We start from the raw sequence: 12289 nt of genomic DNA, 5'->3' as shown, positions 1-12289 counted from the left end.
ATCATGAAACGAACGACTGCCGAAATCGTCCGCGAGTACGGCCCTTATCCCGGCATCGACAAGGTGGGTGGCGTCACGTACGACGGCAAGCAGGTGTGGTTCGCCGTGGGCGAGCGCATCGCGTCGCTCGATCCTGAGAGCGGCCAGACGCAGCGCTCGATCGACGTCGCGGCGCACGCGGGCACGGCCTTCGACGGGCGGCATCTGTTTCAGATCGCCGAGGACCGCATCCACAAGATCGACCCCGAAACGGGCCGCGTGCTCGCCATGATTCCCGCGCCGGGAGGCGGCGGCGACTCGGGGCTCGCGTGGGCGGACGGCACGCTCTGGGTCGGGGTGTATCGCGAGCGCAAGATCCATCAGGTCGATCCGCAGACGGGCGCGATTTTGCGCACGCTCGAATCGAGCCGCTTCGTCACGGGCGTGACGTGGGTGGACGGCGAACTGTGGCACGGCACCTGGGAAGGCGACGAGAGCGACTTGCGGCGTATCGATCCGGGCACGGGCGAAGTGCTGGAACAGCTCGACATGCCGCCCGGAACCGCCGTTTCGGGGCTCGAGTCCGATGGCGGCGAGCAGTTTTTCTGCGGCGGCGGCAACAGCGGGAAGATTCGCGCGGTGCGGCGGCCCAGGCGCGAGGATTAGGCGAGCGGGCGCGCAATCGCCCGGGCGCACCCGCTCGCATGCAACGCTCAGAACGCTCAGAACGTATAGGTGACCTTGCCAAACGCCGTGCGCCCCAGCGTGCTGTACCCGTAGGCACTCGCGTATTGCCGGTTGAACACGTTCGCAAGCGTGGCCGAAAGCGCGAGATGCGCGTTGACCTTGTACGATGCGCGCAGGCTCACGGTCGTCCACGAAGGCAGGTAGATCGTGTTGAGCTGGTCGTCGAACGTCGAGCCGTTATAGAGCAGCGAAACGCCGGTACTGAGCGCGTGGAGCTGGAACTCGTCCCACGTGTGATCCACGCTCAGGCTTACCGTCTGGCGCGGGCGGCGATTGAGCCAGGTCTGGCCGGTCACGTCCTGCGGATTCAGGATCCCTACCGTGAGGCTCACCGGCGTGGACTTGCCGAGCGTGCCTTTGTACGAGAGGTCGAGCCCCTGTATGTGCGCACGGCCCACGTTCACCGGCTGGAAGGTTTGCGAGTTGTACGTGATGAGGTCGTGCACGCGCGTGTCGTACACGGCTGCCGTGAACGTGCCGAACGACGTGGCCGCATCGAGCGCGGCTTCGACCGAGTCGCTGCGCTCGGGCCGCAAGTCGGGGTTCGAGTAGCCCGGATAGTAAAGGTCGTTGAACGTCGGCAGACGGAACGCATTGCCATACGAAACGCGTGCCGTGTAGACCGGCGTGATCGCCCATGAGAGCGCGACGTTGCCCGTATTCACGGATTGCCCCTGCACGATTTCGTGCCGCCCCGCCAGAAACAGCGTCGCGGGTCCGAGCGTGGTGGACTGATGCATCGACACGGCCGAATCGTTGCGCGCGGGCAGGCCGCCCGGCACATCGACGGGCAGGAACGCCATCTCGCGCGTGTAGTCGTAGGCGAGCTTGGTCTCGCCGTCGAGCGGCATGCCGAAGACCGTGTGGCCCCTTTCCTGATGCGTGATCGACGTGGAAGTGGAAAAGCGTGTCGAGTCGATCTCGTCGGTCGGGATCGTCGGGTCGTTCGAATAGAGGAACTGACGGTCCGTCGCGTAGCCCACCGACTGGTCGAACTGCGTGGTCGGCGTGATGTCGAGGTGGAACGCGAGGCCGGTCGTGAGCTGGGTGTCGCGCTGGCGGTCGTTGCCGCCCGCGTTGTCATAGGAGAGATCGGAGCGGTGGTAGAGCGCGAAGGTCGAAATCGACCAGTCGTCATGCGCATAGCCGAGGCGCGCGTCCAGGTTCTGCGCGTGGTAAGGGTTGCGGCCGTCTTCGTGGCCGTAGGCCCAGGGTTGCGTCGCGTCGATGCCCGCCGTGTTGTAGTCGTGCAGGCCCAGCGAGTAGGTGAGGCCGCTCAGCGCGGAGAGCGGTCCTGTCGATGGGATCGTGCCCGAGGTGCGCACCTGCGTGTCGAAGGTCTTGTTCGAGCCGCCGCCGAACGAGACGGTGGTCTGGTTCGGCTGGTTCGACGCATGGCGCGTGAAGAGCTGCACGACGCCGCCCATGGCATCCGCGCCGAACGAGGCCGCCGCGGGGCCCGAGATCACCTCCACGCGGTCGAACGAGGCGGTCGCGAGATCGGCCCATTCTGCCGTGCCCGTGGTGACGGAGCCCACGCGTATGCCGTCGATGAACACAGCCACCTGGTCAGCCGACGACCCGCGGATGCTCACCCCTGTGTACGACCCCGGCCCGCCGGTCTGCGAGACGGTGACGCCCGGCAGCGTGGCGAGCGCCTGCGCGATGCTGGGGTCGGCGGGGGAGACGCGCTCGAGGTCCTCGCGCGTGAGCACCTGGGTGGTCGCGTAGCGCTGGTCGAACGATTGCGGCAGATGCTGCGCGTCGCCCACGACGAGGATATTGGGCAGCGTGGCGTCGTCGCCGGCTTGCTGCTGCGGCTGGGTGGGCGATGCGTTCGTGGCATCGGCGGTGGCGGTGGCGTCGGCGGCGTGCGCGGTTTGCCACGCACAGGCGAGCGCGGCGCAAGTCAATACGAATTGGCGAAACTTCATGATGCGGTGGCTGGAAACAGCTCCTGAGATACGGGCTGTCCGTGCAACGGGCGATCGCCGCGTGGGCGGTGCTTGCGCATTGGGCATCCCCGCCCGCTGCGGCTGCTGGACTCGGCTGATGGCAGGTCTCCTGGCTCGCGGGTCGACGTCCATTGCCGGCCTTCCCGGTTTCCCAGTGGCCCTCTCTGGCATGGACTCGCCGCTGACAGTTGCGGGGGCAGCCGCAGTCTTGCACTGCGTTCCCTTTTGATCCCGTCGCCGGGAACCATCAGCGCGCAAGGGTAATGGCCGCACCGTCGCCGCGTCAACCTTTGCGGGCGGGGTGTGGCGAAATCTCCCTTTCCGCGCGGCTTTACGGCCGAGCCTCGAGATCGCCGACCCGCACGGGCGGCACGAACCACGCGAGACACAGGCCGGCGAGCGCGGCTGCGGCAGCGACGATGAGGCCCATGTGGATCGAATCGACGAGTGCGCCGCGCGCCGAGTTCATCATCGCGTCGCCGGCATGGCCGGCGCTCACGAGGCGATTGATCAGCGCGGCCTGGTCGGCGCGGTCCACGAGCAGTTCGGGACTCGCAAACGACTTGAACCACTGCGTGGCCCGATACGAGTCGAGCGAGCGATTCACGCCCATGGTGTAAAGGTGTCCGAGCAGCGCGCCCGTCATTGCCGTGCCCAGCATGCCGCCGAAGGTGCGCAGCGATTGCAGCATCGCCGTGGCCGCGCCGAGATGGTCGCGCGAGACGATCTGCTGCGAGCAGACCGTGAGGCTCGTGCCCACGAGGCCCAGCCCCAGGCCGCTCGCGCCCATGCACGCCATCCACACGAGGTGCGGCTCGTTGCCGCGCAGGACGACCACCGCGAGGCTCGCGAAAGCGGACAACGCGAAGCCGACGTAGAGGATCGCGTTGGCGCGCCGGATGCGCGTGACCACGCGATTGTTCACGAAACTGCCGACCGTCGTGCCGAGCAGCAGGGGCGTGATCAGCATGCCCGAGGCGCGCGGCGACATCGCATAGCCGCCCTGGAACAGCAGCGGCACATAGAACACGAGCGAGAACAGCGCAAACCCGCCGAGCACCGACATCGCGAAGAGCGGACCGAGCTTGCGGTCGAGCAGCATGTCCACGGGGATGATCGGATAGCCCATGCGCTTTTCCCAGAAGAAAAGCGTCAACGAACAGACCACCACGATCACGGCCAGCACGATCGTCGAAGTCGTCCAGCCTTGCCTCGGCAAAAGCTCGATGGCGAGCTGCAGCGCGCCGAACGTGACGGCGACGACGCAGGCGCCGAGCCAGTCGAGACGCAGCCGCGCGCCATCGCGGGCGTAGTGCAGGTGCGGCAGGAAAGCATGTACGAAGAAGAGCGCCGCCACGCCCACCGGCACGTTGACGAAGAACACGAGGCGCCAGCTGCCGTGCTGGGTCAGCATGCCCCCGAGCGTGGGGCCGACCACGTTCGCAAGGCCGAACGCCGAGGAGACGAACACCAGCCAACGCAGGCGTAGCCGCGGATCGGGGAACAGGTCGGCGACGGTCGCGAAGACCGTCCCCATCATGATGCCGCCGCCGATGCCCTGCAGGCCGCGCGCGAGCACGAGGAACAGCATGTTGGTCGCGATCCCGCAGAGCACCGAGGCGAGGGTGAAGAGGAGGATCGCTGCCAGCATGAAGGGCTTGCGGCCGAACAGATCGCCCAGACGGCCGAAGATCGGAATCGTGATGACCGACGCGAGCATGTAGGCCGTCGCGACCCATGCATAAAGCTCGAAGCCCTTGAGCTCCGCGACGATGCGCGGCAGCGCGGTGCCGACGATGGTCTGGTCGAGCGCGATCAGCATCGAAACCGACGCGACGCCGAGCATCGCCAGTACCGACTCGCGAAAGGGCAACAGTTGCCGTCCTTGATCGTGAAGCCCGATGCTCGTGGCCATGTAGCGCTCCTTACCGCTGCGGCGCGGCTAATCTGCTATGCGGCAGCACCCGGCAGAATGTGAACCGGCCGGGCCCGCGCGTTCGCCTTTCGTGCGTAGTGCAACGATGGTACGCCCGCATACGCGAATGTCACGGAACGAACGCGCAACCGGCGAAGTTATTCCGACCGGCCCGCGCGAGGCTCGAGGAGTTGGCAGGCGTTTGCCCGACAAGCGTTTGCCAACGTTTCGCGGCGCGCCGATCTGCAATTCGATTTTGGTCTGCATGGAGTAGATCGGCGAGTCCGTTGTTTACCACTGATCCACTCGCATCAGGACGCGGGAGACAAAGTCATGAAATACATCGCCATGCCTGGCGCGGCCCCGAGCGCCGCTGCGTTTGCCGCCGCCACGCCCGCCGGGGCGGGGCAGGTCCCCGGCTCGCTGGCGGCCGCCGATATCCCGGTGAGCCATCGGGACCGCGTTTATTCGTCCGATCAGTTTTCGAACACCGTGTCGATCATCGATCCCGCAGCCAATCGTCTGGTCGGTGTCATCCGTCTCGGCGAACCGGCCCCGGCCAACTTCAGCCCTATGTGGGCCTTCAACCCGGAAACCGATGTCGCTTTTCGCTGGTGGCGGGCCATTGCGGTTGGCAGCCTGCCGCACGGCATCTGGCCATCCGGCGACGGCACGCGTGTCTACGTGGGCCTCGAAAACGGCGACGCGATGACGGCAATCGATACGCTGACCAACAAGGTCATCGCCACGGTGCCGGTCGGCCAGGCGCCGCAAGCCGTGGCCTACGTGCCCGACGCCGTGCCGGATGGCGACGGCACGGCCAACACGCAGCCGCCCGCCGCGGCGGGCGAGGCAACGCACGTCACGCTGGTTCCGGTGGGTGGCGCCGAAGCCGGCCATGGCGCTGCGCCCACTTCAGTGGCGTTGTTCGATCAGGGATTGCTGCAGGTGCTGCAGGCTGCGGCAACGGGATTGCAGGCGGGCCAGCCATACTTCCCCGGCCTTTCGGACCACGCCGACGGCAGCGGCCACATCAGGGCCTCGCGAGCTTCGAGACCAACCCGGCGGATTGCCTTGTGATGGCCCGGTCACTTCGAAATCCTTAGTAAAAGGCCGGGTGCTCATCAGCGATACTGTCTGTTTGCCCACGCAATGGAGCGCCTGGCGCTTGACGCCTGCTTCTGCGGGAAGCTAACTGACGGTGATCGGCACGCGAAAGCGAGGTGAAGAAATGACAGCTTCCCGCAATCTGGCCCACAGCCAACTTGCAGTCCTTCTCGTGATCCTTCTCGCGCATGTCACGCCCGGCGCTGCGGGCGATCGCGCGGCGCCTCCAGCCTCGGCTCGCTTCGAGCCGAGCGAGCTTTCGACAGACTGCGTCGACCGGGAATATCGCGGGAAGAATGCCAAACTGGGCGTCGACTACACCGACTTGATCAACAACTGCGGTGCGCCGGTCATCATCACGTGGCAGTCGTTCAACAACGGCGCGCCGCAAATGGAAGGCGGGGGAATGGGGCAATCGGAATGCATACCGCCTGGCGGTTCCATTACCACCGCATCGCGCGAGCGGCTCGGCACGGCGAGTGAGAACTTGCCCGTTAGCGTCGTGACCTGCCAGTGATTGCAGGCGGCGCTGGGTCAATCGGAAATGGCTTTGACCTTTCGTGAGGCTATGTCTATTCGCTGGCACTTTTCTCTTTCTAGCCATTGCAGTGACTTCTCGACGACGTCGGCAGGAACCTGGTCGAAACGCGCGTTGCGGATCAGGGTCTCGCTTGCGGCAATGTCGTTGAACTGCCCCAGCGTCTTTTGCACGGCCGTCAGCTCCTTGATGGTGCGGTCGTGCCCGCCTTTGATTACGGGTTGAAAAAACTCGAGCAGATAGCGCAGCTTTTTTCCGGCCTTGCGCACGTCATGAAGATTGTCCTCGTGGCCAGCCTCGCTTTGCACGGCGCGTCTGCTGCGCTTGCGAAGCGTGCGCTGCGCCATACGGACTCGTTTTTTAGCAAACGCGCGGATTGGAAGATGATTGCAACACGATTGCAGCGTGGTTTGCGCGCGAAGCACGGCGTCGTTCAGAAATGCCTCGACGGCGTCGCTCCTGATCATGGCCTGGCTATGCGCCACCGCTTGCGCGCGCTTCTCACGCGCGGCGCTCACGAGCAGTTTGATGGACGCGTCCGACTTCTGCGCGGTTTTGAGGAGATCGCCGGCGATGTCCCAGTCGCGCGTTCCGCCCGCCACGGCGGCGAGGCGCTTGAATTCTTCGCTGGCGTGCGCGGTGGCTTCCTCGCCGAGCCAGGGCGAGTACGCCCAATACAAGGCACGAAGTTTCCTGAAGGCCACCCGAAGCTGATGAAATGCTTCGGGGTCGACTTCCGTCGCGAGGGACTGTGTTCTTTGCACCACCTCGATGACCACCGGCACGGCCAATGATGAGAAGGTGCTGGCGATGGAGGTCCTGCTGGTAAGTGGCGCACCGCAGCGGTGCCGATCGATTCTGAAGCGAGTGCGCGGCCGCGGCAACGGCCAGTCACCGTCCATATCCATTTCAGCCTCGAGTCTGACAAAAAACGGGTTGGCCCAAACCATATCATATGGACGCCCGGCAACCCGATCTTTGTGACGATTTGATGAATTGTGCAAGTTCTGACAAGTTGACAGCCTTTGCGCTGCCCGCAGGTTGAACTTCTGCTTTTCTGTATTACGATGCTGATCTACGTCAGGCGTTGCTATGCGGATGCATCGAGAAGCGCCCTCCGGGAACGAAGTGGGAGTTCGAGTTGAAGAAACGGGCCACCGTGATCTGTCGTAGAGGTAAGCGAATTCTCCTGGTAGCACGCAGTCAGTCGAAGTGGGCACTACCGGGTGGCATGTTGAAGCGCGGTGAGCAACTTACGGAGACCGCGCTTCGAGAACTCAAGGAGGAGACCCGGCTCCCCGGCAAATCGGCCAGGTACCTGTTCGACATTCGTGGCAAGCAGAAACACCATCACGTCTTTTCCTGCGAGATACCGCGGCAGGCCAAAGCGCGGCCGAGCAGCGAGATCGCCAGGTGTCGATGGGTCCACCTCGACGACATCCCGCGCCTGATCACGAGCGGCCCCACGAGCGATATCGTGCGGCTGATCAATCAGCGGCGCAGGAAGTAACGCCACGGCCCGCGTGGCGAGCGATTGAACGCCCACGGCGTTCAATCCCGATGCATCTGCCTTCCCACTGGCCGATGCCTCAAGCCCATCGTCATTCGCGCTTCGCGCGCATCACGCGTTTTCGTCGCCTTTGGCCGGACGGCCCGTCTTGACGGTTTCAAGCGCTTCGATCGCAGCCAGCAGCCGCTTCTGCGGGGCCGCTTCCAGCATTTGAAGACCGGCGCGCAGCAACTCGCTCTTTCTCACCTCAACGCCGGCTTCGAGGCACTTGCGTTTGAGGAGTGCAATGCGCTGGTAATCCGTCTTGGGCATCGTGAAGCTGTCACGCACGACCTTGTCTTTCTTCACGCGTTTGGCTTTGACCTTTTCCGCGGGGGCGGCAGCAGGAGCCGGCGCCTCTGCAGCGCCGTTAGCGGGTGTCGCTGCCGCTTTGGTTACGGCCTTTTTGCGTTTGGCCTTGACCGCCGCTTGCGCTTGCGCAGCGGGCTTTGCGGCTTCGCTTTGCTCTTCCGCGGTTGCCGCGGACTTCGGGAAGTGGAACGCCTTCTTTGTGGCTTTGCGTGTGGTCGCTACAGTCATATCGATATTCGGTCTGAAAATGGTATAAACAGTATATACCGTTTATGCCGACATTCCACACGCGCCGGGATCCGCCTTCGAACGCAGTGTCACCCAATCGTCACATTGCGAACGTAACGTCCGGTGCATCAATAACGATATTCTTCGACTGGGCCTTCAAGAACGGCTCGTCCGCCGCCGATAGCCTCGACTACATCTCGCTGCCGGAGTCAGTGGTCAGCGAAATCAAGTCGTAACGGAAGGAAAAGGTCAAGGACGCGAGCGGCAAGCCGATCGCGCCATAACCCGAAATGCAATGCGGGCGCGTGGGTATCGCGCCTGCATTCAGCCACGCTCCTGGTCTTACGTCATGACCCGGCCTGATTCGCCGGCAGGCGCTGCGCCGCTTCGGCGCCGGTCTGGACGCAGCCTTCAATCTGCGCTCACATGGACCGCCACGTCCACCCGGTGCGCTCCCCCGCCAAGGATGACGCCGCGCAGCAGCGACACGTCGGTGTAGTCGCGGCCGATGGCGAGTGTCACGTGGCCCTGGTCGGCGAGCACGTCGTTGGTCGGATCGAGATCGATCCAGCCGGCAGAGGGCGCAGGCACGTAGAGCGACACCCACGCGTGCGAGGCGTCCGCGCCGATCATCGGTTGGGCGCCTTCGGGCGGATCGTTGCGCAGATAGCCGCTCACGTAGCGCGCGGCGAGCCCGATCGAGCGCAGGCAGCCGATCATCACCTGGGCGAAATCCTGACACACGCCATGGCGCAGTTCGAATGCGCGCGCGGCGGGCGTGTCGAACGACGTTGCCGAAGGGCGGTACGCGAAATCGGCGTGGATGCGATGCATCAGGTCGATCGCGCCGGCCAGAACGGGAGCGCCGGGCGCGAAACTCTCCAGCGCGTAGGCGCGCAGTTCGGGCAGCAGGGCGATATTCGGCGAGGCGAAGCAAAATTCGGATTCTGCATGGAAGGTGCCGCCCGCCGTGTAACGCAGCCTGCGCGCGACGTCTTCCCACGCCGGGGTGCCGCGAGCGTCGAGCGTCGCGTAGCGCGGCGTGAGCAGCACATTCGTCTCGCTCGTCATCCGCAGGTAGTCGTGCGGCGCGTCGAACGAGAAGTAGAGGACCTCGTTGCCGAAGGCGTCGCGGCGGCTCGTCTGATACGACGGCGCGGGTTCGATACGCTCGCGGTGGGCGAGCACGCGCTGCCAGGGAAGGTCGAGCGGGCGGATGGTCGCGAGATGCTGCGCGGTCTCGACGAGCGTCGAATAGCGGTAGGTCGTGCGGTGCGTGACCGCGAGGCGCGTGCCGTTCATGACCAGACCTGTGCGGCGAGCGGCGCGGCGTGGCTGAACCAGCGCGCGCTGATCTCGTTCGACATCGCTGCCATCCGCTCGGCGAGACTGTCGCACAGTGCGGTGAGCGCAGGGTAGCGGCCGTCGTCGCCGGGCTCGCAGATCGCCTCCAGCGTCGGCAGTGCCTCGACGGGCGCGAGTTGCGAGGCGAACGGCTCGCGCTTTGGACCGCGCGCCGCCTGGGCGATTTCGTCGAGCCGCGCGCGTAGCCGCGCATAGACGCCGTAGAGGCCGCGAGGATTGGTCGGGTCGGTCACGATCACGTCGAGCAGGGCGGGCACCTCGAGGCGCCCCGGATACAGCGAGCGATACGTGAGCGTGCTGTCGAACAGTTGCAGCAGCACGTCGAAGCCCGCGGGCGTGGCGAGCGTGCGTTCGTGCGCGGCGATGCGGAGCATGGTGGCCAACGCGGCCACGCGTTCGATATGGCGTCCCGCGAACAGCAGGCGCCAGGCTTCGTCGCGGGTCATGCGGTCGCCCTGGCAGCCGCTGATGGCGCTCAACTGGGTGGCGAGCGCATCGAGCGCGCCCATCAGCGCCATGCGGTCGTACGGCGTGGGGCGCCTGAATTCGATCGCCGCTCCCTGACGCGCAGCCGCAGGCACGAGCGAAAGCGCATGAAGCGCATCGCGGAAGTCGTTGCGCGAGGCAAGCACGGTGCGCCAATGGTCGTTCGACAACCGGCCGCGAATTTCGCCGCACGCGTACGCCTGGCTCGCGAGCGTGCGGCCGATTCCCGTTGCGCCCGCATTTTCGTGCAGGTTGGCCACGAGCACGCGCTCGAAGTCGTCGAGGCTGCACCGGGCTTCGCTGACCGTTGAGGGCACGAGTCCGTTGGCGGCGGCCAGTTCGATGAAGGTGTCGAACAACTCTTCGGCGTCGCTGCCTTCGAGCGAACCGAGAATCAGCCGGCACAGGCGTACGCCATTTTCGGCGCGCTCGCCATAACGCCCCGCCCAGAACAGGTTTTCCGCCGCGCGGCTCGGCACGCGGCGGCGCTCGCGGCGCAGCTCGCCGGGCTTGATCGGACTCGGCAGGAGCGTGAAGGTCGAACCGGGCTGGCTCGACAGCACCCAGGTGTCCACGCTGCTGCCGCCCATCTGCATCGATACGGATTCCTGATGTTCGGCAGCGAGGCGCGTGAAGCCGCCAGGCAGCACACGCCAGCCGCATTCCTGGTCGGCGATCGCGTAGACGCGCAGCACGGCAGGCCGGGCGCCGAGCATGCCCGCACCGGTCTCATAACGCGGCGTATAGCTGTAGCGCAGCGGCTGCTGGACCGTGAAGGCGTTGGGCAACTGCTCGATGCGCTCGCGCCAGTCGGCGAGCGTTTGCAGGCCGGCGGCCAATCCTGGCACCGCGGGCGGCGCGGACGACGCATTCGCCGCGCCCGGCCACGTCGGCACGAGCAGCGCCTCGGGCACCTGCGCGAGCGCATCGCGCCAGGCGGCGTCTTCGCCGCACCACCATGTCGCGATGCCCGGCAGCGCGAGTTCCTCGCCGAGCAGCGCCTGCGCGATGCCGGGCATGAAGCCGTGCAGCGCAGGCGATTCGACGAAGCCCGCGCCGGGCACGTTCGAGACCATCACGTTGCCCGCGCGCATGACCTGCAGCAGGCCCGGCACGCCGATGGTCGAGTCGGCGCGAAGCTCGACCGGATCGCAGAAGGTATCGTCGAGGCGCCGCAGCACGGCGTGCACGCGCTCCAGGCCGTCCAGCGTCTTCAGGTACAGCATGTCGTCGCGCACCGTGAGGTCCTTGCCCTCGACGAGCGTGAGGCCGAGGTAGCGCGCGAGGAACACGTGCTCGAAGTAGGTCTCGCTAAAGGGCCCCGGCGTGAGCAGCACGATATGCGCAGACGCGCCGCTCACGCTGCGCTCGTCGGCGTTCATGATCGCGCGCGCGGCTGCGGCGAGCGTGGCGACGAGCTGCGAATAGGAGGGCGCGAGACGGTGCACCCGCAGGGCGCGAAACGGCTCGGCGAAGAGGCTCGAGACGATCAGGCGGTTTTCCAGCAGATAGCCGAGTCCCGAGGGCGCTTCCGTGCGGTGCGAGACGACGGTCCACTGGCCTTCGGGCGAGCGCGCGAGGTCGAGCGCGACGATCTGCAGATACTGGCGGCCGGGCGGCACAAAGCCTTTCACGGCGCGCAGGTAGCCCGGGTGGCCGAACACCAGCGCGGGCGGCAGCAGGCCGCGCGCGAGCAGCGTTTGCGGCCCGTAGACGTCGGCGACGATCTCGTTGAGCAGGCGCGCGCGCTGCGCGGCGCCGCGCTCGATCTGCGCCCATTCGGCCTCGTCGATGATGAACGGCAGCACGTCGAGCGCCCACGGCCGCGGTCCGCCCGCGTCCGCGTAGACGTTATAGGTGATGTCGTTTTCCCGTACCTGGCGCGCGACTGACGCCGCGGCGCCGTCGAACCCCGCCGCGCCCGGCTTGCCGAGCAGACCGAAAAACTGCCGCCAGGGCTCGCGCAGCTCGCCTTCTGCCGTTTGCAGTTCGTCCCAGTGTCCGGCGCGCACTGGCAGCGTGCGCAGCGGCGCGCACGCCTCGTCGTCGCTGGCGGAGGAATCGAACGGCAGGGTGGATTGGGTCGGCAAGATCGTGGGTCGTGGCAG

9 protein-coding genes, 1 pseudogene and 1 riboswitch are annotated in these 12289 nt (G+C 66.0%); of the genes and pseudogenes, 4 read left to right on the top strand and 6 right to left on the bottom strand.

Features of this window, described 5'->3' with window-relative positions:
• The first annotated feature begins 3 nt into the window (after window positions 1–3).
• Window positions 4–645, top strand: a complete 642-nt coding sequence (locus BHE01S_RS29320) for a Vgb family protein (RefSeq protein ID WP_042270158.1) — start codon at window positions 4–6, stop codon at window positions 643–645.
• Between the two features lie 56 nt (window positions 646–701).
• Here BHE01S_RS29320 and BHE01S_RS29315 read toward each other — a convergent pair whose 3' ends face one another.
• A complete protein-coding gene (locus tag BHE01S_RS29315) occupies window positions 702–2660 on the bottom strand; it encodes a TonB-dependent receptor domain-containing protein (RefSeq protein WP_084069355.1) in 1959 nt (652 codons plus the stop codon).
• A 103-nt stretch (window positions 2661–2763) separates the two neighbouring features.
• Window positions 2764–2945: riboswitch (cobalamin riboswitch) on the bottom strand.
• A gap of 67 nt (window positions 2946–3012) precedes the next feature.
• Entirely contained in the window at window positions 3013–4596 is a 1584-nt protein-coding gene (locus tag BHE01S_RS29310) for an MFS transporter (RefSeq protein ID WP_042270156.1), read from the bottom strand.
• Between the two features lie 624 nt (window positions 4597–5220).
• Here BHE01S_RS29310 and BHE01S_RS40000 point away from each other — a divergent pair.
• Both BHE01S_RS40000 and BHE01S_RS29300 read left to right on the top strand, forming a co-directional pair.
• Window positions 5221–5678: pseudogene (locus BHE01S_RS40000) on the top strand (YncE family protein); the annotation flags it as partial.
• A gap of 119 nt (window positions 5679–5797) precedes the next feature.
• Window positions 5798–6220 (top strand): hypothetical protein, encoded by a 423-nt coding sequence (locus BHE01S_RS29300; protein ID WP_157025710.1) that lies wholly within the window; start codon window positions 5798–5800, stop codon window positions 6218–6220.
• Window positions 6221–6237: 17 nt separating this feature from the next.
• On the opposite strand, the gene BHE01S_RS29295 is transcribed toward BHE01S_RS29300, so the two are convergent.
• On the bottom strand, window positions 6238–7149 hold the full coding sequence (locus BHE01S_RS29295) for a CHAD domain-containing protein (protein ID WP_042270150.1): 912 nt from the start codon (window positions 7147–7149) through the stop codon (window positions 6238–6240).
• Window positions 7150–7382: 233 nt separating this feature from the next.
• On the opposite strand from BHE01S_RS29295, the gene BHE01S_RS29290 reads away from it, so the two are divergent.
• On the top strand, window positions 7383–7751 hold the full coding sequence (locus tag BHE01S_RS29290) for an NUDIX hydrolase (protein WP_042270250.1): 369 nt from the start codon (window positions 7383–7385) through the stop codon (window positions 7749–7751).
• A 111-nt stretch (window positions 7752–7862) separates the two neighbouring features.
• Here BHE01S_RS29290 and BHE01S_RS29285 read toward each other — a convergent pair whose 3' ends face one another.
• The 3 genes from BHE01S_RS29285 to BHE01S_RS29270 all read right to left on the bottom strand — a co-directional run bounded on the left by BHE01S_RS29285 (window position 7863) and on the right by BHE01S_RS29270 (window position 12271).
• Window positions 7863–8330, bottom strand: a complete 468-nt coding sequence (locus BHE01S_RS29285; protein ID WP_042270148.1) for a hypothetical protein — start codon at window positions 8328–8330, stop codon at window positions 7863–7865.
• Between the two features lie 411 nt (window positions 8331–8741).
• Window positions 8742–9632, bottom strand: a complete 891-nt coding sequence (locus BHE01S_RS29275) for a transglutaminase family protein (RefSeq protein ID WP_042270144.1) — start codon at window positions 9630–9632, stop codon at window positions 8742–8744.
• Window positions 9629–12271, bottom strand: coding sequence for a circularly permuted type 2 ATP-grasp protein (locus BHE01S_RS29270; RefSeq protein WP_042270142.1), 2643 nt, complete (start codon window positions 12269–12271; stop codon window positions 9629–9631). Before BHE01S_RS29270 ends, BHE01S_RS29275 begins: the two co-directional genes overlap by 4 nt.
• Window positions 12272–12289 lie beyond the last annotated feature (18 nt).

It is taken from the genome of Paraburkholderia heleia NBRC 101817 (assembly GCF_000739775.1).
In the GTDB taxonomy this organism is placed as follows: domain Bacteria; phylum Pseudomonadota; class Gammaproteobacteria; order Burkholderiales; family Burkholderiaceae; genus Paraburkholderia; species Paraburkholderia heleia.
Note: the sequence above shows the minus strand (reverse complement) of the source record. Positions and strands in the feature narration are given on the sequence as shown.

What these genes read in the sequence shown, in the direction of transcription:
- BHE01S_RS29320 (WP_042270158.1), top strand. Translation starts at nt 4, where the DNA reads ATGAAACGAACGACTGCCGAAATCGTCCGCGAGTACGGCCCTTATCCC.
- BHE01S_RS29315 (WP_084069355.1), bottom strand. Translation starts at nt 2,660, where the DNA reads ATGAAGTTTCGCCAATTCGTATTGACTTGCGCCGCGCTCGCCTGTGCG.
- BHE01S_RS29310 (WP_042270156.1), bottom strand. Translation starts at nt 4,596, where the DNA reads ATGGCCACGAGCATCGGGCTTCACGATCAAGGACGGCAACTGTTGCCC.
- BHE01S_RS29295 (WP_042270150.1), bottom strand. Translation starts at nt 7,149, where the DNA reads ATGGATATGGACGGTGACTGGCCGTTGCCGCGGCCGCGCACTCGCTTC.
- BHE01S_RS29285 (WP_042270148.1), bottom strand. Translation starts at nt 8,330, where the DNA reads ATGACTGTAGCGACCACACGCAAAGCCACAAAGAAGGCGTTCCACTTC.
- BHE01S_RS29275 (WP_042270144.1), bottom strand. Translation starts at nt 9,632, where the DNA reads ATGAACGGCACGCGCCTCGCGGTCACGCACCGCACGACCTACCGCTAT.